General features: G+C 72.4%; 15 protein-coding genes. 7 read left to right on the forward strand and 8 right to left on the reverse strand.

Annotated elements, in window-relative coordinates; genetic code table 11:
* The first annotated feature begins 28 nt into the window (after positions 1–28).
* Complete coding sequence (locus ABZ915_RS41010; protein ID WP_361814065.1) at positions 29–1,213, forward strand: ROK family transcriptional regulator; 1,185 nt, start codon at positions 29–31, stop codon at positions 1,211–1,213.
* A 102-nt stretch (positions 1,214–1,315) separates the two neighbouring features.
* Positions 1,316–4,039 (forward strand): exo-beta-D-glucosaminidase, encoded by a 2,724-nt coding sequence (locus ABZ915_RS41015; protein ID WP_361814067.1) that lies wholly within the window; start codon positions 1,316–1,318, stop codon positions 4,037–4,039.
* Positions 4,040–4,078: 39 nt separating this feature from the next.
* Here ABZ915_RS41015 and ABZ915_RS41020 read toward each other — a convergent pair whose 3' ends face one another.
* Positions 4,079–5,527 carry a hydrolase gene (locus tag ABZ915_RS41020; RefSeq protein ID WP_361814069.1) on the reverse strand — a complete coding sequence of 483 codons (1,449 nt, stop codon included), beginning with the start codon at positions 5,525–5,527 and terminating at the stop codon, positions 4,079–4,081.
* Between the two features lie 225 nt (positions 5,528–5,752).
* Here ABZ915_RS41020 and ABZ915_RS41025 point away from each other — a divergent pair, with 225 nt between their 5' ends.
* Complete coding sequence (locus ABZ915_RS41025) at positions 5,753–6,016, forward strand: GlsB/YeaQ/YmgE family stress response membrane protein (RefSeq protein ID WP_361814071.1); 264 nt, start codon at positions 5,753–5,755, stop codon at positions 6,014–6,016.
* A 336-nt stretch (positions 6,017–6,352) separates the two neighbouring features.
* Here the strand turns inward: ABZ915_RS41025 and ABZ915_RS41030 are convergent, their stop codons facing one another.
* From ABZ915_RS41030 to ABZ915_RS41040, 3 genes are all read right to left on the reverse strand, one after another.
* Positions 6,353–7,150, reverse strand: coding sequence for a GNAT family N-acetyltransferase (locus tag ABZ915_RS41030; RefSeq protein WP_361814072.1), 798 nt, complete (start codon positions 7,148–7,150; stop codon positions 6,353–6,355).
* 46 nt (positions 7,151–7,196) lie between these two features.
* Positions 7,197–8,051: a GNAT family N-acetyltransferase gene (locus tag ABZ915_RS41035; protein ID WP_361814074.1), complete on the reverse strand. Its 855-nt coding sequence runs from the start codon at positions 8,049–8,051 to the stop codon at positions 7,197–7,199.
* Positions 8,052–8,267: 216 nt separating this feature from the next.
* Positions 8,268–8,993 (reverse strand): chaplin, encoded by a 726-nt coding sequence (locus ABZ915_RS41040; protein ID WP_361814076.1) that lies wholly within the window; start codon positions 8,991–8,993, stop codon positions 8,268–8,270.
* Positions 8,994–9,266: 273 nt separating this feature from the next.
* On the opposite strand from ABZ915_RS41040, the gene ABZ915_RS41045 reads away from it, so the two are divergent.
* On the forward strand, positions 9,267–10,850 hold the full coding sequence (locus tag ABZ915_RS41045; RefSeq protein WP_361814078.1) for an alpha/beta hydrolase: 1,584 nt from the start codon (positions 9,267–9,269) through the stop codon (positions 10,848–10,850).
* Here the strand turns inward: ABZ915_RS41045 and asnB are convergent.
* From asnB to ABZ915_RS41060, 3 genes are all read right to left on the reverse strand, one after another.
* On the reverse strand, positions 10,843–12,687 hold the full coding sequence (gene asnB / locus ABZ915_RS41050; protein WP_361814080.1) for an asparagine synthase (glutamine-hydrolyzing): 1,845 nt from the start codon (positions 12,685–12,687) through the stop codon (positions 10,843–10,845). The two genes, ABZ915_RS41045 and asnB, sit on opposite strands and share 8 nt — an antisense overlap.
* Positions 12,688–12,846: 159 nt before the next feature.
* The gene (locus tag ABZ915_RS41055) at positions 12,847–13,632 is read right to left on the reverse strand and encodes an alpha/beta fold hydrolase (RefSeq protein WP_361814082.1); all 786 of its coding nucleotides are present in this window, start codon (positions 13,630–13,632) and stop codon (positions 12,847–12,849) included.
* 88 nt (positions 13,633–13,720) lie between these two features.
* Positions 13,721–14,044, reverse strand: a complete 324-nt coding sequence (locus ABZ915_RS41060; protein WP_361814084.1) for a hypothetical protein — start codon at positions 14,042–14,044, stop codon at positions 13,721–13,723.
* Positions 14,045–14,610: 566 nt separating this feature from the next.
* Here ABZ915_RS41060 and ABZ915_RS41065 point away from each other — a divergent pair.
* Positions 14,611–15,708: a chemotaxis protein gene (locus ABZ915_RS41065; RefSeq protein WP_361814086.1), complete on the forward strand. Its 1,098-nt coding sequence runs from the start codon at positions 14,611–14,613 to the stop codon at positions 15,706–15,708.
* 62 nt (positions 15,709–15,770) lie between these two features.
* On the forward strand, positions 15,771–16,778 hold the full coding sequence (locus ABZ915_RS41070; RefSeq protein ID WP_361814087.1) for a Gfo/Idh/MocA family oxidoreductase: 1,008 nt from the start codon (positions 15,771–15,773) through the stop codon (positions 16,776–16,778).
* Positions 16,779–16,800: 22 nt separating this feature from the next.
* On the opposite strand, the gene ABZ915_RS41075 is transcribed toward ABZ915_RS41070, so the two are convergent.
* Complete coding sequence (locus ABZ915_RS41075; protein ID WP_361814089.1) at positions 16,801–17,214, reverse strand: SsgA family sporulation/cell division regulator; 414 nt, start codon at positions 17,212–17,214, stop codon at positions 16,801–16,803.
* A 508-nt stretch (positions 17,215–17,722) separates the two neighbouring features.
* Here ABZ915_RS41075 and ABZ915_RS41080 point away from each other — a divergent pair.
* A complete protein-coding gene (locus ABZ915_RS41080) occupies positions 17,723–19,159 on the forward strand; it encodes a SpoIIE family protein phosphatase (RefSeq protein ID WP_361814091.1) in 1,437 nt (478 codons plus the stop codon).
* The last annotated feature ends 8 nt before the right edge of the window (positions 19,160–19,167 follow it).

Below are 19,167 nucleotides of genomic sequence, written 5' to 3' on the forward strand. Positions count from 1 at the left end.
TGCGCCGGGAATGCATGAGAATGGTCCGATGCCCGCCAGCGACGCCGCAGAGCAGCCGGATCAGCCCTGGAACCGGCAGCGCCTGCGCAGCACCAACGAACGGCTGCTGCTGGACCGGCTGCGGGCTGTCGGCGCGGCCTCCCGCGCCCAACTCGCCCGCGAGACGGGGCTGTCCAAGCCGACCGTCTCCAGCGCGCTGGCCTCCCTGGAGGCCGCCGGACTGGTCCGCGAGGTCGGCACCCACGCCCCCGAGCGCGGCCGGACGGCGGTCCTGTACTCCCCCGACCCGGCCGCCGGGTACGCGCTCGGCGTGGACGTGGGCCGCGGCTGGCTGCGGGTGGCGGTCGCCGACCTGGACGGCGCGCTGGTCGCCCGCGCCGACGTGCGCAACCGGGCCCGGGGCGCCGACGCCCTCGCCGACCTGGTGGTCTCCTCCGCCCGGCAGGTGGTCGCGAGCTCCGGCGTGGACCCGTCCGAGGTGGTGCACGCGGTGGTGGGCACGCCCGGCGTGTACGACGAGCGGCAGCGGCGGGTGCGGTACGCGATGCACCTGCCGGGCTGGGGCCGCGCCGGACTGCTGGACCGGCTGCGCGAGGAGCTGGGCGTGCCGCTGGAGGTGCACAACGACGCCAATCTGGCCGCCCTGGGCGAGTACACGTACGGGGTCGGCGCGGGCAGCAGGCTGTTCGCGTACATCCTGATCGGCACCGGGCTCGGCATGGGGGTCGTCAGCGAGGGACGGCTGTTCACGGGGGCGCACGGGCTGGCCGGGGAGATCGGGTTCCTGCCGTGGCCGGGGCAGCAGAAGCCGGAGCGGCTGGAGGACGCGGTGTCGGGGGTGGCCGTGGTGGAGGCGGCGCGCCGGTTCGGGATGAGCGGGCAGCTCACCGCGAAGGCCGTGTTCGACGCGGCCCGGCAGGGCAACTCGGCGGCGCGTCAGGCGGTGCGGCTGGAGGGCGAGCGGATAGCGCACACCGTGGCGGCGGCCGCCGCGGTGCTGGACCCCGATCTGGTGGTGCTGGGCGGGGGCGTCGGCCACAGCGTGGACCTGCTGCTGGGCCCGGTCCGGGAGCATCTGCGCACGCTCACCCCGCTGCGGCCGAAGATCGCCCCGAGCCGGCTGGGTGAGGACGCGGTGCTCCTCGGCGCGGTGGCGACGGCGCTGGGTACGGCTCGGGAGATCGTGTTCGAGCGCAGGTCGTCCGGGTCGTGAGCGATGCACACCTCACGCACGGTGATTGACATGACCTGCTCGGCGCCCTAGCTTGTGCCGGGTTAGTAAAGTTTCCTAACTTTACCGAGGCTGGAGACCGCCGTGTTCCCTCGCCCCGCCGCCCATCGCCGCCTCGCCACGGCCGCCGTCACCCTGGGCCTGCTCTGCTCGCTCAACACCGGCGCCTGGGCCGGGTCCCCGCACCCCGCTCCGTCGCACGGCCGGCCCAGTACCGCCCACGTCCCCTCCATCACCGGCACCGGCACTCCGCTGACCGGCTACGCGATCCAGTCCACGGCGAAGGTGAGCGACTCCGCGTCCGCCGTCTCGTCGCCCGGCTATCCGGCGACCGGCTGGTACCCGGCGGGGCCCCGCTCCACCGTGCTGGCGGCCCTGCTCGCCGACGGGGTGTACGCCGATCCCTTCTGGTCCACCAACCAGCAGAAGATCCCCAAGGCCGACTTCCAGGTCCCGTGGTGGTACCGCTCGGACTTCACGGTCGCCGACACCGGGCAGCGCACCTACCTCGACTTCAGCGGGGTGATCTCGGCGGCGGACGTGTACGTCAACGGCACGCGGGTCGCCCGGGCAGCGGATGTCACGGGCGCCTACACGCACCACGAACTGGACGTCACCTCGCTCGTGCGGGCGGGCACGAACACGGTCGCCTTCCGTATCCAGCCCAACGAACCGAACAAGAACCTCACGATGGGCTGGATCGACTGGCTCCAGCCGCCGCCGGACCAGAACATGGGCATCGTCCGTGACGTCCTGGTCCGCCGCGGCGGTCCGGTCGCGCTGCGCGACGCGCACGTGGTGACGAGGCTCGACGTGCCGTCGCTGGCCTCGGCGGACCTGACGGTGAAGGCGCAGGCCCGCAACGACTCCGACGCGCCCGTCACCGCGGAGGTCGCCGGAAGCATCGGCGGGACCACCTTCACCAGGACCGTCCCGCTCGCCGCGCACGAGACGAAGACCGTGACGTTCACGCCCGCCGACGTACCCGGCCTGCACCTCGACTCCCCGAAGGTGTGGTGGCCGGCGGGCATGGGCGGGCAGCCCCTGTACGGCCTGGACCTCACCGCGTCCGTCTCCGGCACGGTGTCGGACACCGCGCACGAGAGCTTCGGCATCCGGGACGTGCAGGCGCCGCTGAACTCCGACGGCGCCCGCCAGTACCGGATCAACGGCCGCAAGCTGCTGATCAAGGGCGGCGGCTGGTCTCCGGACGAGTTCCTGCGCTGGGACCCCACCTATGTCGAGGACCGGCTGAAGTACGCCCTCGACCTCGGCCTCAACACCATCCGCCTGGAAGGCCACATCGAACCGGACGAGTTCTTCGCCCTCGCCGACCGGTACGGCATCCTCACCCTGCCGGGCTGGGAGTGCTGCGACAAGTGGGAGGGCCAGGTCAACGGGAGCGGCGAGTCCGGCGACACCTGGACCTCCGCCGACTATCCCGTGGCCAAGGCCTCGATGGCCGCCGAGGCCGCCCGGCTGCGCGACCACCCGAGCGTGATCTCCTTCCTGATCGGCAGCGACTTCGCGCCCGACGCCACCATCGAGAAGAACTACCTGGACGCACTGAAGGCCGCCGACTGGACGGCCCCCGTGGTGTCCGCGGCCTCCGACAAGTCCTCGCCGCAGCTCGGCAGTTCGGGCATGAAGATGACCGGACCGTACGACTGGATCCCGCCCGGCTACTGGTACGCCAAGCGCGAGGGCGGAGCAACCGGCTTCAACTCCGAGACCAGCGCGGGCCCCGACATCCCCACCCTCGACACCCTGCGCCGGATGATGACGCCGGCCGAGCTGGACACGCTCTGGAAGAACCCGGGCGTCAAGCAGTACCACCGCTCCCCGTCACCCGTCTTCGGCACCCTCAAGATCTACGACGACGCCCTCACCGGCCGCTACGGCGCCCCGACCAGCCTCACCGACTATGTGCGCAAGGCCCAGCTCGCGCAGTACGAGGCCGTCCGCGCCCAGTTCGAGGCGTACCAGCGCAACGCGACCGACTCCTCGAAGCCGTCCACCGGCGTGATCCACTGGATGTTCAACAGCGGCTGGACGTCCCTGCACTGGCAGCTGATGGACCGTTACCTCGACCAGGGCGGCGCCTACTTCGGCGCGAAGAAGGCGAACGAGCCGCTGCATGTGCAGTACTCGTACGACGACCACTCGGTCGTCGTGGTCGGCAACCGGCCTGCCGCCGCCTCCGGACTCACCGTACGGGCGACGCTGTTCAACCCCGACGGGACGCAGAAGTACGACAAGACCGTCACCGGGGTGGCGGTGGACGGGAACGGCGCCCACAGCACCGCCCTCACCCTGCCCTCCTCGGTGAGCGGACTGTCGGCGACGTACCTGGCCCGGCTGACCCTGACCGACTCGTCCGGCAAGGAGGTGAGCCGGAACGTGTACTGGCTCTCCACCGAGCCGGACACCCTCGACTGGGACCGGACCGACTGGTACTACACGCCGACGACGCACTACGCCGATCTGAAGGGGCTGGCCGCGATGGCGCAGGCGCCGGTGTCGGCGACGGCGTCCACCCGGTCGTCGGACGGCACGTCGACCACGACGGTGACCCTGCGCGCCACGGGGAGCGGGAAGACCCCGTCGCTGCTGACGGACGTCCATCTGGTCGACGCGGCGGGCAAGCCGGTGCTGCCGGTGCGCTGGTCGGACGACGAGGTCGGTCTGTGGCCGGGCGAGTCGGTGACGCTGACCGCCACCTACCGGACGGCCGATCTGCAGGGTTCCGCGCCACGGGTGCAGGTGTCCGGCTGGAACACGCCGGAGCAGACGGTTCCGGCGGAGTGACCCGGTGGGGCCCGGCCCAGGTGACCGGGCCCCGGGGCGTCAGCTCACGTTGAGCGCCGTGTCGTCGACGACGAACGACGTCTGGAGCTTGGAACCCTCCGTGCCGGTGAACTTGAGGGTGACGGTCTGCCCGGCGTAGCCGCTGAGGTCGAAGCTGCGCTGGGTGTAGCCGGAGGCGGCGTTGAGGTTCGAGTACGTCGCCAGGGTGCCCAACACCGACCCGGAGCTGCCCAGGACCTGCACGCTCAGGGTGTCGTAGGCGGTGCTGGTGGTGGTCTCCGCCGTGTCGATGTGCAGATAGAAGCTGAGGGCCGCGGCGCAGCCGGACGGGATGGTCACCGACTGGGAGAGGGTGTCGGTGGTGGCGGTGCCGTTGCCGTCGAGCCAGGCGTAGTACGAGCCGGTACGGGCCGGCTCGCCGCTGGAGTTGGTGATGACGCCGCTGGTGGCGCTCCAGGTGGTGTTGCCCGACTCGAAGCCGTTGTTGCCCAGGAGCTGGGCGGCCGTGCAGGAGCCGGAGCCTCCGCCGCCTCCGCTGCTGCTGCCCGCGCCGGCCAGCCATGCCGTGGCGTTGAGGGCGAGGGCCGCGTTGGTGGCGCCGGTGTCGTTCCAGCCGTCGTACAGGGTGTTGCCCGACTGGCCGGTGCCGTCGTCGATCGGCGAGCTGTCGCCCCAGAAGGCGACGCGGCCGCTGCCGAACGTGCTGGTGAGGAAGAAGGCGCCGGTGTTGCCGGAGTAGCCGGTGCGGTACAGCAGGCCCTTGACGGCGGAGTTGTCGGAGGGCTTGAGGGTGGCGGTCGTACCGCTGGCGATCAGGCTCTTGGTGACGGTGCCGAAGGAGCCGTGCAGGACGGGGTCGCTGCTGTCGCTGATGGCCGACGGGTAGTCGGAGCTGACGCTGAGCGAGTCGATGGAGAAGCCGAACGGGTCGGTGGAGTCGACGCTGTTGTTGGTCATCAGATCGTTGAGGATCTCGACCGCGTCCTCGCCGTCGTTGTTGCGGTCGGCACCGGTGTGGTCGGAGATCATGAACAGTCCGCCGCCGTTCTTGACGAAGTTCATGATCGCCGTCTTCTCGGCGGTGGTGAAGAGGGTGTTGGGCTCCGGCAGCACCAGGGTGTCGAAGTTCGACAGGTCGGTCGTCGACGAGCCGCCGTAGCTGAGGCTGGAGCCCGAGGGCAGCGTCTTCAGGCTGTAGCCGCCGGTCTTCTGGAGGGCGACGCCCCAGGAGGACAGGGCGCCGGTCCAGTCCGTCTCGGCGGACGGGGAGGAATCCTGGCCGAGCGGGTCGGGCTGGCTGGTGGAGATGATCCAGTCGGCGTTGCCGGCCGTCTCGGCATGGGCGTTGTCGAACAGGACGCGGTGCGTGGTGGCCGCGTGAGCGGGCGCGGCGCTGGTGGTGACCTGGAGGGCGGCTCCGGTGACGAGCAGTCCGAATCCGGCCAGGGCGGTGGTGACTCTGCGGCGGGATCTCCTCGATCCAAGCATCCGGCGAACCTCCGTGTGGGTGGGGTAGAGGCGGTGCGGGCGCCAAGTCTGCGCGCGTAGAACCGGGTTGAGCGTTCTACACGCGTCAATCGATTGAAAGGTACATGGCATGACGGCCCGGTGAACAGAAAGTCCCGGCATTCACAGGGAACAAGCGGAGCGGACTGTTTCTACAGTAAGGGGGCAGATTGGACACAGCGGGGATCTCGAGGAAGAGGGGCGGAGATGGAGATCTCGGGCATCATCAGCGCCATCGTCATCGGCATCATCATCGGTGTACTGGGCCGCCTGGTCGTCCCCGGCCGGCAGCACATCGGCATCCTGTGGACGATCGCGGTCGGCATCGTGGCCGCCCTGCTGGGCTCGGCGATCGCCGCCGGGTTCGGGGTGGCCGACACCAAGGGCGTCGACTGGATCGAGTGGCTCATCCAGATCGGCCTGGCCGCGCTGGGCGTCTCCGCCCTCGACCGGTCGAGGGCGCACCGCTGACGCACGGCCGGCCGCCGGGGCCGAGTTGGGGGTCCGCCCAGTGGGGTGCCGGGGTTTCGCCGTGGGCGAGTGCGCGTCGTCCGCGGCTGGTCGCGCAGTTCCCCGCGCCCCTTTCGGGCGCGTGCACGTTGGCCCCGCATGTCGCCGTGCGGGGTGCAGGGGCGGAGCCCCGCGAGGGGTGCAGGGGACGCGGTCCCCGCCGGGGCCCGGGGCGGAGCCCCAGGTGGGGCAGCCTTTCAGTCGGCCGTCATGGGTGGGCGGGAAACCCCGGGGTCCAGGGGCGCAGCCCCTGGGCGGGGTCCGGGGCGGAGCCCCAGGGGCGGTCCCGCCGAGGGTTCACCGGCCGAGCCCGGCGGCAGCGGCCTCGTACACGTACGGCGTCGTGGTGGTGAGCGGGTGGAAGCCCAGGCGTTCCAGGATGGGACGGCTGAGGGCGGAGGCGTCGACCTGGAGGTAGGGGTAGCCGTGGGTCGCTGCGAGGCGGGCGCGGTGGGCGACCAGGGCCCGGTAGATGCCGCGGCCTCGCCATGCCTCGACCGTGCCGCCGCCCCACAGTCCGGCGAACCGTGTGCCCGGGACCAGCTCCAGGCGGGCCGCCGAGACCGGTTCCTCGCCGGCCAGCGCGACGACGGGCACGACGGTGTCCGGGGCGGCGGCGAGCTGGGCGAGCAGCTGGTGACGCAGCCGGGTGCCGTCTCTGCCGAAAGCCCTCTCGTGCACGGCCACCACGAGGTCGATGCCCGCCCGGTCGGTGGCGGGCACGATGCGGATGCCCTCCGGCGGCTCCGGATCGCCGGTCAGATCCGCCACTTCGGCGATCATCAGCGTCTCCTCCGGTTCGCGCACGAACCCGGCCGCGGTGAGCCGCGCTCCGAGGTCCGCGGGGAGGTCGTGACCGTGGAGCTTCCACTCGAAGTCGTGGCCGAGGCCGGTGAAGTACGCGATCTGCTCGGCGATCACCGCGTCGGCGGTCGTGTCGTCCAGAGCGGACCACAGGACGCCGTTCCAGCCCTGCGCGTCCGCGACGTGACGCACCAACGCACCGGTGCGCTCCACGCGGGCGCCGGGACCGTCGGGTCGAGCGCCCGCGCGCATCTCCCGGTCGTAGAGGGCGAGCAACGCGGCATGATCCATACGCCCACTCCAGCATCCGCGGCCGGGCGGGGCAACGGAATATCCGCTAGCCCAGTTCGAGCGTCGTCACGCCGAACACCCGTTCCGTGGCGTACGGGCGGACCGGGCCGGTGTACATGCGTGCCGTCTCGAAGGAAGGGGTGAGACCGGCCGCCTCGGCCAGGGCGACGGCCGCCGCGTTCGGCTCGGGCACGTCGACGGCGACCTGGGCGCCGGCCGACTCCGCGGTGAGGGCGGCGAACAGGGCGCGGGCGTCGTCCGCGCCGTCCGCGAAGAGGGGGCCGACGCGCAGGCCGTCGCGGGCGGGCCGGATCACGGCGTAGCCGGTGAGGCGGTCGCCGTCGTGGCGGACGACGGTCCGGTGCCCGGGGGCGGTCAGCCACTCGGCCAGGAAGCGCGGGCGGTCGGCCGGGTGGCAGGCGCTGTCGTAGGCGGTGACGGCCGCCAGGTCGGCGGGGCCGGCCGGGCGGACGCCCGCGGGCGGTTCGGCCGCGGGGGCGGTGCCGGCGAACCGGATGGTGCGGTAGGCGAGTTCGAAGCCCGACTGGCGGTAGTTGTCCTGCTGGGCGACCACTCCGTCCAGGCCGACGGTACGGTTCCCGGCGTGCGCCAGGGCCGTCTTCCAGGTGGTGATGCCGTGGCCGCGGCCCCGCAGGTCCGGGCGGACCAGGTAGCAGCCGAGGAAGGCGTAGTCCGTGCCGTAGTTGACGACCGAGACGGCCGACACCGGTTCGCCGTCGATCCGGCCGAGGAAGAAGCCCTCGGGGTCCTGGGCGAAGAAGGCGGGTCCGTCGGACAGCCCGGGGTTCCAGCCCTCGTCCGCCGCCCACCCGCTGATCACCGGCCAGTCCGCGAGGGTGGCCTGCGTGATGACGAGGTCCTGGGGGGCCGGAGAGGTCATCGGTGCGCTCCATTCCGTCGGTCGATCGATGGCGCCCGCAGCATCCTTCCCGATCACCACGGGATGCGCTACGACGGGATCGAGCCGTTGGCCGGGCTCAACCGCTCGTTTCCGCACGGCGGTCGCGGTGGCCGGCCCGAAGGGCCGCCGGGGACGACCGGGCCCCACCGGCCGGGGGGCCGGTGGGGCCTCGGGAGGGGGAGGAAGGCGCCGGTGTCAGCGCTGCGGGCGGGCGCGGAAGCGGCGGTACAGGACCGTACCGGCCAGCAGGAGCCCGGCGCTCGCGGCGGCGGCGGGCGCGATCTCATCCGCTCCCGTGTGGGCGAGGGTGGAGCCGGTCCGCGGCGGCGCGGAGTCGGGCGTCGCGTGACGGGGGTGGGTCTTGGCCACCGGGGTCGGCCGGGGAGCCGCGTGCACCGGGGTGGTGGGGCTCGACGGCTGCGGGGAGTTGTCGCCGGGGCCGTTCACCGATGTGTTGCCCTGCGCCGGGTTGCCGGCGCCGACCACGCTCACGGTGTTCCCGCTGACGTTCACCGGGAGGTCCACGGGGAGTTGGACGCCGTTGCCGGACAGCACACCCGGCGAGCCCTGCGTCCCGCCGCGCGCGGAAGCGCCACCGTTCGCGGCGGTGCCGGCGTTCGCCGACGTACCGCCGCCGGACGCCGTGCTCGCGGACCCGCCGGCCCCGCCGCCGTTGGCGCAGGCGTTGCCGGCCGCGGGATTGAGCAGTCCCACCACGTTCACGGTGTTCCCGCACGCGTTCACCGGCACATGCACCGGCAGTTGGACGGTGTTGCCGGAGATCAGCCCCGGCGAGCCGGCCGCCGCGCCGTCGGCGGAGGCGCCGTCGGCCGCGAAGGCGGCGCACACCGGCATCGTCACGGCCATCGCGCCGGAGGCGGCGACGACGCCGATCACACCGTTTCGGGTAACCCGTCTCATCGGTTCCCTGCCTTCCAGACATGGTTCGCGGGCGATCACCCGCACCGCACTAAACGCAGGCGAACCAATCCGAGTTATGGCTTATCGGCCCTTCACCCCATCGAGTGGGCCCAACGATCGAACCACACGTAAAGTAATCGAACGATCACGGATGGTGCGCATGATACGACGCCGCAGGCCGTCGCGCCCGCCCGGAGGCGTGCCCTCCGGGGCCCGCTTAAGGTGAGCGGGAGACGCCGTCCCGGTCCACAGTGGGGGTCCCTGGAGGCATCGATGCTGGCGAAGCTGTCCATCCGGCCCGCCGCCCGGCGCTGTACGGGCGTCGGCGCCGTGGCGCTGACCCTGCTGGGAGCGGGGCTGCCCGCCGCGGGGACCGGCCTGCCCCAGCCCGACCTGTCCCGGTTCTACCGGCAGAAGATCGTCTGGTCGGCGTGCGAGGGCCCCGACATGCCCGAGGACCTCCAGTGCGGCAAGGTCACCGTGCCGCTCGACTACGCCCGGCCGGACGTGGGCACCCTGGAGGTGGCGCTGGCGCGCTACCGGGCCACCGGCACGTCACGGGGCTCGGTGCTGCTCAACTTCGGCGGCCCGGGTGGTGCGGGCATCAACGAACTCGCCTTCGGCGGCAAGGACTTCATGGGCCTGACCAACGGCTATGACGTGGTCACCTTCGATCCGCGCGGTGTCGGCCGGTCCTCACCCGTCAGTTGCGGCGAGGGGTCCGACGAGGCCTACGCCGCCGCGGAGGACGGCGCGGCCGTCGGCGATCCGCGGGCCGTCCTGGAGAAGGTGCGCAAGGCGGCGGCCGAGTGCACCGAGCACTCCGGCGCCGTCCTGCCGTACATCGGCACCGTGAACGCCTCCCGGGACCTGGACGTCATGCGGCAGGCCCTCGGCGACAAGAAGCTGAACTATCTGGGCTTCTCCTACGGGACCCGGCTGGGCGCGGTGTACGCGGCCCAGTTCCCCGGCAAGGTGGGCCGGCTGGCGCTGGACGGCGTGGACACACTGACCGAATCGCCGGCCGAGCAGGGCATCGCGGGCGCCGCGGGGCAGCAGACGGCGCTGGACGACTTCCTGGACTGGTGCGTGGCCGACATCGCCTGCCCCTTCGGGCAGGACCGGCGCGCGGCCGGCGAACGGATCGTCCACCTGGTGCAGTCGCTCGACGCGGATCCGGTACCCACGCCCTTCGGCGACCGCTACTCCGGCCAGGACCTGGTGGGCGCGATCGGGCAGGGGCTGTACAGCAAGGACCTGTGGCCCCTGCTCGAGCGGGCCCTGGCCTCGCTGATGGAGGACGGGGACACACGCGGGGTCGAGAACCTCGCCTCGGGCGGAACCGCACGGCCCGCCGGACGGTCCGGTGACGGCGGGCTCGTGGGCGCGGACGAAGTCCCCCCGGACAACCTCCCGGCCGCCCTGATGGCCATCAACTGCGCGGACGACCCGGACCGGCCGGACGCCGCACAGATCGTCGAGGAACTCCGGCGGCTGCGCGGGCGGTACGAGCAGGCGTCGCCGGTCTTCGGCCGCTACCGGCTCACCCAGCTGGTGATGTGTTACGGCCGCCCCCGCGGCACCGACTTCATCCGCGACCGGGTCAAGAACCTGCATACGCCGAAGCTGCTCCTGATCGGGACCCGGGGCGACCCCGCGACGCCGTACCGCTGGACCGTGGAGACGGCCGCGCGGCTCGGCCCCTCGGCCGTGGTGCTCGACAACAAGAGCGAGGGGCACACCGGCTACTCCTCCTCCACGTGCGTGCACCGCAAGGTCGACGACTTCCTGCTGTACGGCTCCCTGCCGGCCAACGGCAGTTCGTGCGGGGCGGACCGGGAGCCGGGGGTCAGCTGAGCGACAGCTCCGGCCGGTAGAGGTCGAGCCAGAGGGCCAGATCGAGGGCGCGTTCCAGGCCGTGCCGGGCCGCCTGCGTGCTCACGGGCGCCGCCTCGCGGTGGGCGGCGAGCCGGACCTTCTCGCGGTCGACGAGGTCGAAGACCGGGTGGGAGGGCCGGGCGAGGAGATCCTTGGCCTGGTCCTGGAGGGCGCGGGCGTACCGCGGGTCCTGGGTGGACGGGTAGGGGCTCTTGACGCGGTCGTACACGGACCGGGGGATGAGATCCGCCGCCGCCTCCCTGAGGAGGCTCTTCTCCCGTCCGTCGAAGGACTTCAGGGACCAGGGCGTGTTGTAGACGTACTCGACGAGCCGGTGGTCGCAGAACGGCACCCGGACCTCCAGGCCGACGGCCATGCTCATGCGGTCCTTGCGGTCGAGCAGGACGCGTACGAAGCGGGTCAGGTGGAGGTGGCAGATCCGCCGCATCCGGTACTCGAAGTCGCTCTCGCCGTCGAGGCGGTCGATCCCGGCGACGGCGGTGCGGTACCCGTCGGCGACGTACGCCTCCACGTCCAGCGCCTTGGCCAGGTCGGGGCGCACGATGTCACTGTCGTCCCCGAAGTTCCGGCCGGCCATCAGCAGCCAGGGGAAGGTGTCCGCGCGCCGGGACTCCTCGTCGAAGAACTGCCGGTAGCCGCCGAAGACCTCGTCGGCGGACTCGCCGGAGAGGGCGACGGTGGACTGGTCGCGGACGGCCCGGAACAGCAGATAGAGCGAGGCGTCCATGTCTCCGAAGGCCGCGGGCAGATCGCGGGCGCCGATCACCTTCCGGCGTACGGCGGGGTCGGCGAGGGTCCGCGCGTCGAGGACGATGTCCTGGTGGTCGGTGCGGGCGAGGCGGGCCACGTCGTGCACGAAGGGCGTGTCGGGGGTGCCGCGCAGTTCGTCGGCGACGAAGTGGTCGCTCTGGCCGGCGAAGTCGACGGCGAAGCTGCGGACCGTCTCGCCCTGCTCGGCCAGTTGACGGGCGGCGAGCGCGGTCATGGCTGAGGAGTCGAGGCCACCGGAGAGCAGGGTGCAGCGCGGGACGTCGGCCACCAGCTGGCGGCGCACGATGTCCTCCAGGAGTGTGCGGACGGCGGCCACGGTGGTGTCGCGGTCGTCGGGGTGCGGGCGGGTCTCCAGCCGCCAGTAGGTACGGGTCGTCAGGCCCGAGCGGCCGACGGTGACGACAGTGCCGGGTTCCACCTCGCGCATGCCGTCCCACACGGCGTGGCCGGGCGTCTTGATCATGGTGAACAGCTCGCGCAGGCCGTCGAGGCCGATCCGGGGGCGGACCAGCGGGTTGGCGAGGATCGCCTTGGGTTCGGAACCGAACAGGACGCCGTCCGGGGTCGGGTGGTAGTAGAACGGCTTGATGCCCATGCGGTCGCGGATCATCACGAGCGTGTCGTGGCGGCCGTCCCAGACGGCGAAGGCGTACATGCCGTTGAGGCGCTCGGCGACGGCGTCGCCCCATTCCAGGTAGCCGCGCAGCACGACCTCGGTGTCGGAGTCGGTGGTGAAACGGTGGCCGCGGCCGGTGAGTTCGGCGCGCAGTTCGGTGAAGTTGTAGGTCTCGCCCGAGTAGACGAGGGCGACGGTTCCGTCCGGTGTACCGGCGGTCATGGGCTGGCGTCCGCCGGGCAGGTCGATGATGGCGAGCCTGCGGTGGCCGAGTGCGGCGGGGCCCTCGGCAAAGGTCCCGCTGTCGTCCGGGCCGCGGCAGGCCATGGTCTCGGTCATCGCGTGCAGGGCCGCGGCCTCGGAGCGCAGGTCGCGGTCGTAGGAGACCCATCCGGTGATGCCGCACATGCAGTGCCCTCCCGCCTTACCGGTTGTACCCAGCACCTATAGGACGAGCGTGTGCCGGGCACCGGGGGCCGGTCAATGCGGCCTTGGCCGATCGGGCGAATCCGCCGCACGTTCCGGCCACGGGTAAAGCTTTCCCAAGCTCCCGGGGCGCCGGACGGATCAGGCCACCGGCGCGGGGCTCACGAACCGGTCCAGCGCGGCGGTCAGTTCGGCCGGCTTCTCCAGGGGCAGTTCGTGGCCCGCGTCGATGATGCGGATCACCGCGTCCGGGTAGGCCGTCGCCATCCGCAGCATCTGCTTCACCGGCAGCTGGATGTCGTGGTAGCCGTGCACCAGCAGGGTGGGCGTGCGGATCTCGCCGACCCGGTCGAGGACGTCGAAGGCCCGCATGGCGCCGTACAGCGTCATGACCACCTCGCGCGGGGTCGCCGCCGAGGCCCTGATGTGCTCCCGGATCTGCTCGCGCGGGTAGCCGGGCGCGAAGGCCCGCTGGATGTTGGCGGCGACGAACAGCTTGAAGGGCACGAGGGTGGAGGCGGCCATGAGCAGACCGCGGCCCCGGCTGAAGGCCATCCGGCTGATGGAGCCGACCAGGACCAGGCGTTCCACCCGCTCGGGTTGGGAGAGGGCGATGGTCTGGGAGATCATCCCGCCCATGGAGTGACCGATCAGTACGCAGCGCTCGACCTCGAGGTGGTCGAGGAGGGCGAGGACGTCCCGGGCCAGCTCCTCGATCGTGGGCACCCCCGCTCCGCCGCTCTCCCCGTGCCCGCGCAGATCGAGCCGGATCACCCGCCGCTTCCCGGCGAAGTGCGCGATCTGGTGGTCCCAGCGGCGGCGGTCGGCAGTCCAGCCGTGGACGAACACCAGGGGCACGCCGTCGCCGTCGCGGGGCCCTTCGTCGTCGTACGTCAGCGCTGCGCCGTCGACCTCGAGCTGCGGCATGGGGCGTCTCCTGGAGTGCGATCGGGTTACTGACCGGTACGGTAACGGGCCACCGGGCCCCGCGTCACCGCTGTCCGGCGGGGAATTGTCACGGCCGCCCGGCGAGAAGACCCAGGATGCGCCCACGAACCCGCACGGCGGCACCGGGACGGGAGACGGGCGGCCGGGCGCGGACGGTGGGCGGGGCGAGCGTGGACGGCGAGCGGCCGAGCCTGAGCAGCGGGCGGCGGGCGGCGGGCGGCGGGCGGCCGAGCAGCGGGCGGGCGGCCGGGCCGCGCTCGCGCACAGCGACGAAGTCCCGCCCCTTGACGTGCCACCCACCGCAGAGGCAGAACCGCTCGGGCAGCCCGCGCCCGATGCCCGCTCGCCCCGCAGCGCCCGCAAGCCCGCGGCGGAGCTCGCGGGGACGCACCGGCGGCGGCTCATCCCCGCCGCCTGGCCACCGGCCGCGCCCGACACGACACGACCAGAACCACTCGGCCGCACAGCATCCGGCTCGCCCCGCGACGGACCTCGCCACTATGCATCCCCCTCGGCCACACCCACGTGCACCCCGCCCGACCCAACCAGACCGCTCAGCCACACAGCGTCCGGCCCCCTCGATGCACCTAGCGCAGCCCATCCCCGCCGCTTGGCCACCGGCCGCGCCCACGTGCACCCGCCCGACCGACACGACCAGAACCACGCGGCGGTCGGCCTTGGCCGAGGAGCACGGACGGTACGGCCGCGGCGGAGTAGCGCGCGTCGGCCCACGGAGGGGTCGGCGGGCGACCATCGGTCCGGCTCAACTGGCACCTTCCGTGCGGCCACCGCCGGAATCCGGACCTCGCGGCGCCGGGCCAGGAGCCACTTCCGTGCGGTCGGGCGGACGACCGGCTCGGGCATCGCGGCCATCGCGACCGGCTCGTCGTGCCGCCGGACCCGACAGGTCCGATTACCCCGAATGCCCGATAAGCGAATCAGTCCTATGGTGCTGTCATGGAGCACGCACTCAGTCCCGCGACCCTTGCCGAGCTGCGCCGTCCGCGCCCCTACCCGGCGGTGTCCGTACTGACGCCGACGCACCGGCGTGAGCCCAACAACGCCCAGGATCCGGTCCGGCTGCGCAATGTGGTGGCCGAGGCCAAGAAGAAACTGGAGGCCGATCCCGCGGTCACCCGGGAACGGCGGGCCTCCGTCGTGCAACAGCTCGACCGGGCACTCGCCGAGGTCGACCTGGCGCACGCCGAGGACGGCCTGGTGATCTTCGCCGCGCCCGGTGAGCACCAGGTGTGGTCGCTCGCCCGGGAGGTGCCCGAGCGGGTGGTGCTGTCGGACACCTTCCTGACCCGCAACCTGGTCTCGGCGCAAGCCGCGGAGCGGCCGTTCTGGGTGCTGTCGGTCTCCGCGGACCTCGTCACGCTGTGGAGCGGCGCCGGCGACCGGGTCGTGGAGGACCGCGTCGGCGGATTCCCGCTGGCGCGTGACCGGGAGAACTTCGACGCCGAGCGGCAGGAACGCATCGGCGACCTGCCGAGCACCTTCCGCGACGAGGACACCCGCCACTTCCTGCGCGAGGCGGACACCGCGATGACCAAGCTCCTGCGCGAGCAGCCCCGCCCGCTGTACATCACCGGAGAGGACGCGGCGCTGTCCCTGCTGGACGAGGTCGGCGACGTGGCCAAGGACGCCGTGCAGGTGCGGCACGGTGGCCTCGCGCACGCCGGTCGCGAAGCGGTGTGGCAGGCCGTGAAGCCGGCGTACGACGCGCGGGCCGGCCGGGACACCGCCGCCGTGGCCCGGGAACTGGACTCGGCGCGCGGTCACCGCACCTTCGCGGCCGGCATCGACGAGGTCTGGCACAGTGCCCAGGAGGGCCGCGTCCGGCTGCTGGCGGTGGAGGAGAACTACCGCGTGACGGTCCGCAACGAGGGCGGCGACCACCTCGTACCGGCCACGAGCGGCGAGCTCGACGCCCGTGAGGACATCGTGGACGAGATCGTCGAGCAGTGTCTGGAGACCGGCGCCGAGGTCCGCTTCGTCCCGGACGGCACCCTGGGCGACGAGGCCGGGATCGCGGGCGTACTGCGCTACTGACCCATCGGGCCGGACGTGTGCCTACGCTACGCCGAGACCTTTGACGGCGAGGGAGTGCACACGTGGGTGACCTGCTGGGCGTGGCGGTGCTGGGCGCGGGACACATGGGAGCCGACCACATACGGCGTCTGGACCAGGTGGTGAGCGGAGCCAGGGTGGCCGCGGTGGCCGATCCCGACACCGCCCGGGCGAAGGAGGCGGCGGCCGGGATCGACGGGGTCTCGGTGCACGCGGAGGCGGAGGCCGCCCTCGGCGCGCCCGGCGTGGACGCCGTACTCATCGCCTCGCCCGGCCCGGCGCACGAGGAGGCGCTGCTCGCGGCCTTCGCGCGCGGGCTGCCGGTGCTGTGCGAGAAGCCCATGGTGCCGGACTCCGCCGGGGCCCTGCGGGTGGTGGAGGCGGAGGCACGGCTCGGCAGGCGGCTGGCGCAGATCGGGTTCATGCGGCGCTACGACAGCGAGTACCGGCGTCTGAAGGCCCTGCTGGACAGCGGGCGCCTGGGACGGCCGCTGATGCTGCACTGCACGCACCGCAACGTCTCCTCCCCGCCGGACTTCACCAGCGCCATGCTGATCAACAGCTCGGTCTCGCACGAGATCGACGCGGCACGCTGGCTGCTCGGGCAGGAGCTCACGGCCGTGACCGTGCTGCGTCCGGCCTCCTCGGCGGGCGCCCCCGAGGGGCTGCTCGACCCGCAGTTCGTGCTGTTCGAGACCGAGCGGGGTGCCCTGGTGGACGTGGAGGTCTTCGTCAACTGCGGCTTCGGCTACCAGGTCCGCTGCGAGGCCGTCTGCGAGTCGGGCAGCGCGCGGATCGGCGACGAGCACACGATGGTCGTCACCAGCGGGGGCGGCGCCCGCGAGGACGTCGCACAGGACTACCTCGTACGGTTCGCCGACGCCTACGACCGCGAGGTGCAGGCCTGGGTGGACGCCACCCGGCGCGGCGAGGTCACCGGTCCCGGTGTCTGGGACGGCTATGCCGCGTCCGTCGTCGCCGAGGCCGGGGTGCGGGCGCTGGAGAGCGGAGGCAGGGTCGCCGTCGGCCTCGCCCCGCGCCCGGCCCCGTAGGCGACCGCCGGGCCACGGGCGGTCACACGCCGCCGAAGAGAGCGCTGAGCCCGCGCTCGACCACCGCTTCGACGTCCTCCTGCCCGGCCGCGACCACGGCGTAGCTGCGCAGCAGGAACCGGCGCAGCGCGGGCGTGCCGAACTGCAACAGGGCGACGCCGTACGGCGAGTGGAACTCCAGGACCGTACGTCCCCACCCGCACGGCCATATCTGCACGTCCCCGCATCCGGCCGGCTCCCCCAGCCCCTCGTCCAGCAGGGAGCGGGCGAAGGTCCAGGTGGCGCCCTCCCCGTCGAGCGTCGCCTCGGGCGGGAAGTCGATGAACACGGCGAGCGGATCCTCGGTGGTGTACCGGAGGGTGGCGGTCACGGGGACCTCGTGGTCCCCGGCGGTGATGAGGCGGACGAGGGCGGGCTGCGTGAAGGTGAAGTCCATGCCTTTAGGACTTCGCGGGGGCCGTTCGCATTACGGGAAACAGCGACCGATTTTATGTGACCTGCGTCACTCTCGAGAGGGTTGCGGGAAGATTTCCGCCACGCCACCACGGGGCCGTGCGGGCCGCCGCGACCGGCGACTCCGCCGCCCATCACCGTCCTTCCGGGTCACCCCCGCCCCGAGGCACCCCGCCGGCAACCGTCAGGGCTGGCCGGGTCCGACCCACATCGGCGCGGCACCATGGAACACAGGAGCGTCGAACACCTGCCTGGGCGCTACACAGAGAGCGCCCCCGGTCGATCAAGTCACGTACTCGATCTACGACTTGCCTCATCGGTCGCGTACGCCATAAAGGCCTGTCGACCACGCATTGGAGACTCTGACATATGCCAGAAGCACCACCGGATCGTGTGTTGCCAAATCCCTTACAGGGCGTCGCTCGCTGTGCAACAGTCGTAACGGTCCTTCCGCCGGCCCTGGCCGTAACGTCCCCGCATCGGAGTGCGTCATGCCGTCCCATCTCTCCGCGGACCACCCCGCCGCCCAGCCACCGGGCCGAGGCTCGGTCGATGCGTTGATCTCGCAGGCCCGGCGGCTCAAGGGCGACGTGAACGCGGCACGGCGGGACACGCAGGGCGAGGGCTCCGACCCGCAGGAACGGTGGCAGCGCGCCCTGTACGACCTCGCACTGCACCAACTGAGCGACCTGGACGAGCACTTGGCACAGCTGCGGGACGGCCCGGCACCCGCGCCCCCCGTCCCTGACGAGATCGCGGCCGCCGAGCACCCGGACACCGCCGGCGGGGCCCCGAGCGGCTCGCTGCTGAGCCGGGTCGGCAGCGCGGAGTGGAACCTGCTGACGGACGAGGCGAGTTGGTCCGGAGAGCTGTACCTGATCCTCGGCCTCGACCCCGCCGCACCCGCGCTCACCCTGGACGAACTGCCGGCGCTGATCCTCGACGAGGACCGCCCGAAGCTGACGGCGATGGTGACGGACTGCCTCGTCGACGCCCGGCCGATCGACGGGGAGTTCCGTGTCGTACGGCCGGACGAATCCGTCCGCAGCGTGCACATGATGGGCGAACCCGTGCTCGACTCCGACGGCAGCACCGCCTCGATGTGGGCCGTGCTGCGGGACGTCAGTGAACTGCGCCGCCACCGGCGGACGGTGCGCGACAGCCGAGACTCGTTGCACCGCCACCAGCACCAGGCACAGACCGAGCACCGGCTCGCGGTCGAGCTCCAGGAAGCCGTGCTGCCGCCGTGGCGCGGCTCGCTGCGGCTCCCGCGCCGGGGACCACGGACGCTGGACCTGGCGGCCCACTCCCTGCCGTCCGCGACGAGCTCACTGATCGGCGGCGACTGGTACGACGCCCTCGAACTGCCGGACGACGAAACGCTGCTCAGCGTCGGCGACCTCACCGGGCAGGGCGTCGCCGTCACCTCGGGCATGGCGATGCTGCTGGGCGCCCTGCGGGGCATGGCGATGGCCGGCACCGAGCCCGGCCGGCTGATGGCGTGCCTCAACCAGTTACTGGACGCCACCGTGCAACCGGCCCTCGGCAGTGCCGTCTGCTGCCGCTACCGGCCCGCCACCCGCACCCTGGTGTGGGCGCAGGCAGGCCACCCCGCCCCGCTGCTGTACCGCGACGGGACGGGGCGCGCGCTGCACGCACCCGACGGCGTCCTGCTCGGCGCCACCACCGGAGCCGCCTACGGGCAGGCCGAGGTGACCCTCGAACCCGGCGACCTGCTCCTGCTGCACACCGACGGACTGGTGCCGGGGCACGGGGGAACGGCAGCCGTGGACCGCCTCCTCGACCTCGCCCCGCGTCTGGGCGCGGCGCGCACCGCACAGGACTGCCTGCGCATGGTCGTGGAGGAATGCGGCGAGACCGAGCGGCAGGACAACGCCTGCGTGCTCATCGCCAAGGTGAGTGACTGAGAGAAGAA

The sequence above is a fragment of the Streptomyces sp. NPDC046915 genome (genome assembly GCF_040644935.1).
GTDB lineage: Bacteria > Actinomycetota > Actinomycetes > Streptomycetales > Streptomycetaceae > Streptomyces.

What these genes read in the sequence shown, in the direction of transcription:
- ABZ915_RS41030 (WP_361814072.1), bottom strand. Translation starts at nt 7,150, where the DNA reads ATGGATCATGCCGCGTTGCTCGCCCTCTACGACCGGGAGATGCGCGCG.
- ABZ915_RS41080 (WP_361814091.1), top strand. Translation starts at nt 17,723, where the DNA reads ATGCCGTCCCATCTCTCCGCGGACCACCCCGCCGCCCAGCCACCGGGC.
- ABZ915_RS41040 (WP_361814076.1), bottom strand. Translation starts at nt 8,993, where the DNA reads ATGAGACGGGTTACCCGAAACGGTGTGATCGGCGTCGTCGCCGCCTCC.
- ABZ915_RS41035 (WP_361814074.1), bottom strand. Translation starts at nt 8,051, where the DNA reads ATGACCTCTCCGGCCCCCCAGGACCTCGTCATCACGCAGGCCACCCTC.
- asnB (WP_361814080.1), bottom strand. Translation starts at nt 12,687, where the DNA reads ATGTGCGGCATCACCGGATGGGTCTCCTACGACCGCGACCTGCGCTCC.
- ABZ915_RS41055 (WP_361814082.1), bottom strand. Translation starts at nt 13,632, where the DNA reads ATGCCGCAGCTCGAGGTCGACGGCGCAGCGCTGACGTACGACGACGAA.
- ABZ915_RS41075 (WP_361814089.1), bottom strand. Translation starts at nt 17,214, where the DNA reads ATGGACTTCACCTTCACGCAGCCCGCCCTCGTCCGCCTCATCACCGCC.
- ABZ915_RS41025 (WP_361814071.1), top strand. Translation starts at nt 5,753, where the DNA reads ATGGAGATCTCGGGCATCATCAGCGCCATCGTCATCGGCATCATCATC.
- ABZ915_RS41010 (WP_361814065.1), top strand. Translation starts at nt 29, where the DNA reads ATGCCCGCCAGCGACGCCGCAGAGCAGCCGGATCAGCCCTGGAACCGG.
- ABZ915_RS41065 (WP_361814086.1), top strand. Translation starts at nt 14,611, where the DNA reads ATGGAGCACGCACTCAGTCCCGCGACCCTTGCCGAGCTGCGCCGTCCG.
- ABZ915_RS41020 (WP_361814069.1), bottom strand. Translation starts at nt 5,527, where the DNA reads ATGCTTGGATCGAGGAGATCCCGCCGCAGAGTCACCACCGCCCTGGCC.
- ABZ915_RS41045 (WP_361814078.1), top strand. Translation starts at nt 9,267, where the DNA reads ATGCTGGCGAAGCTGTCCATCCGGCCCGCCGCCCGGCGCTGTACGGGC.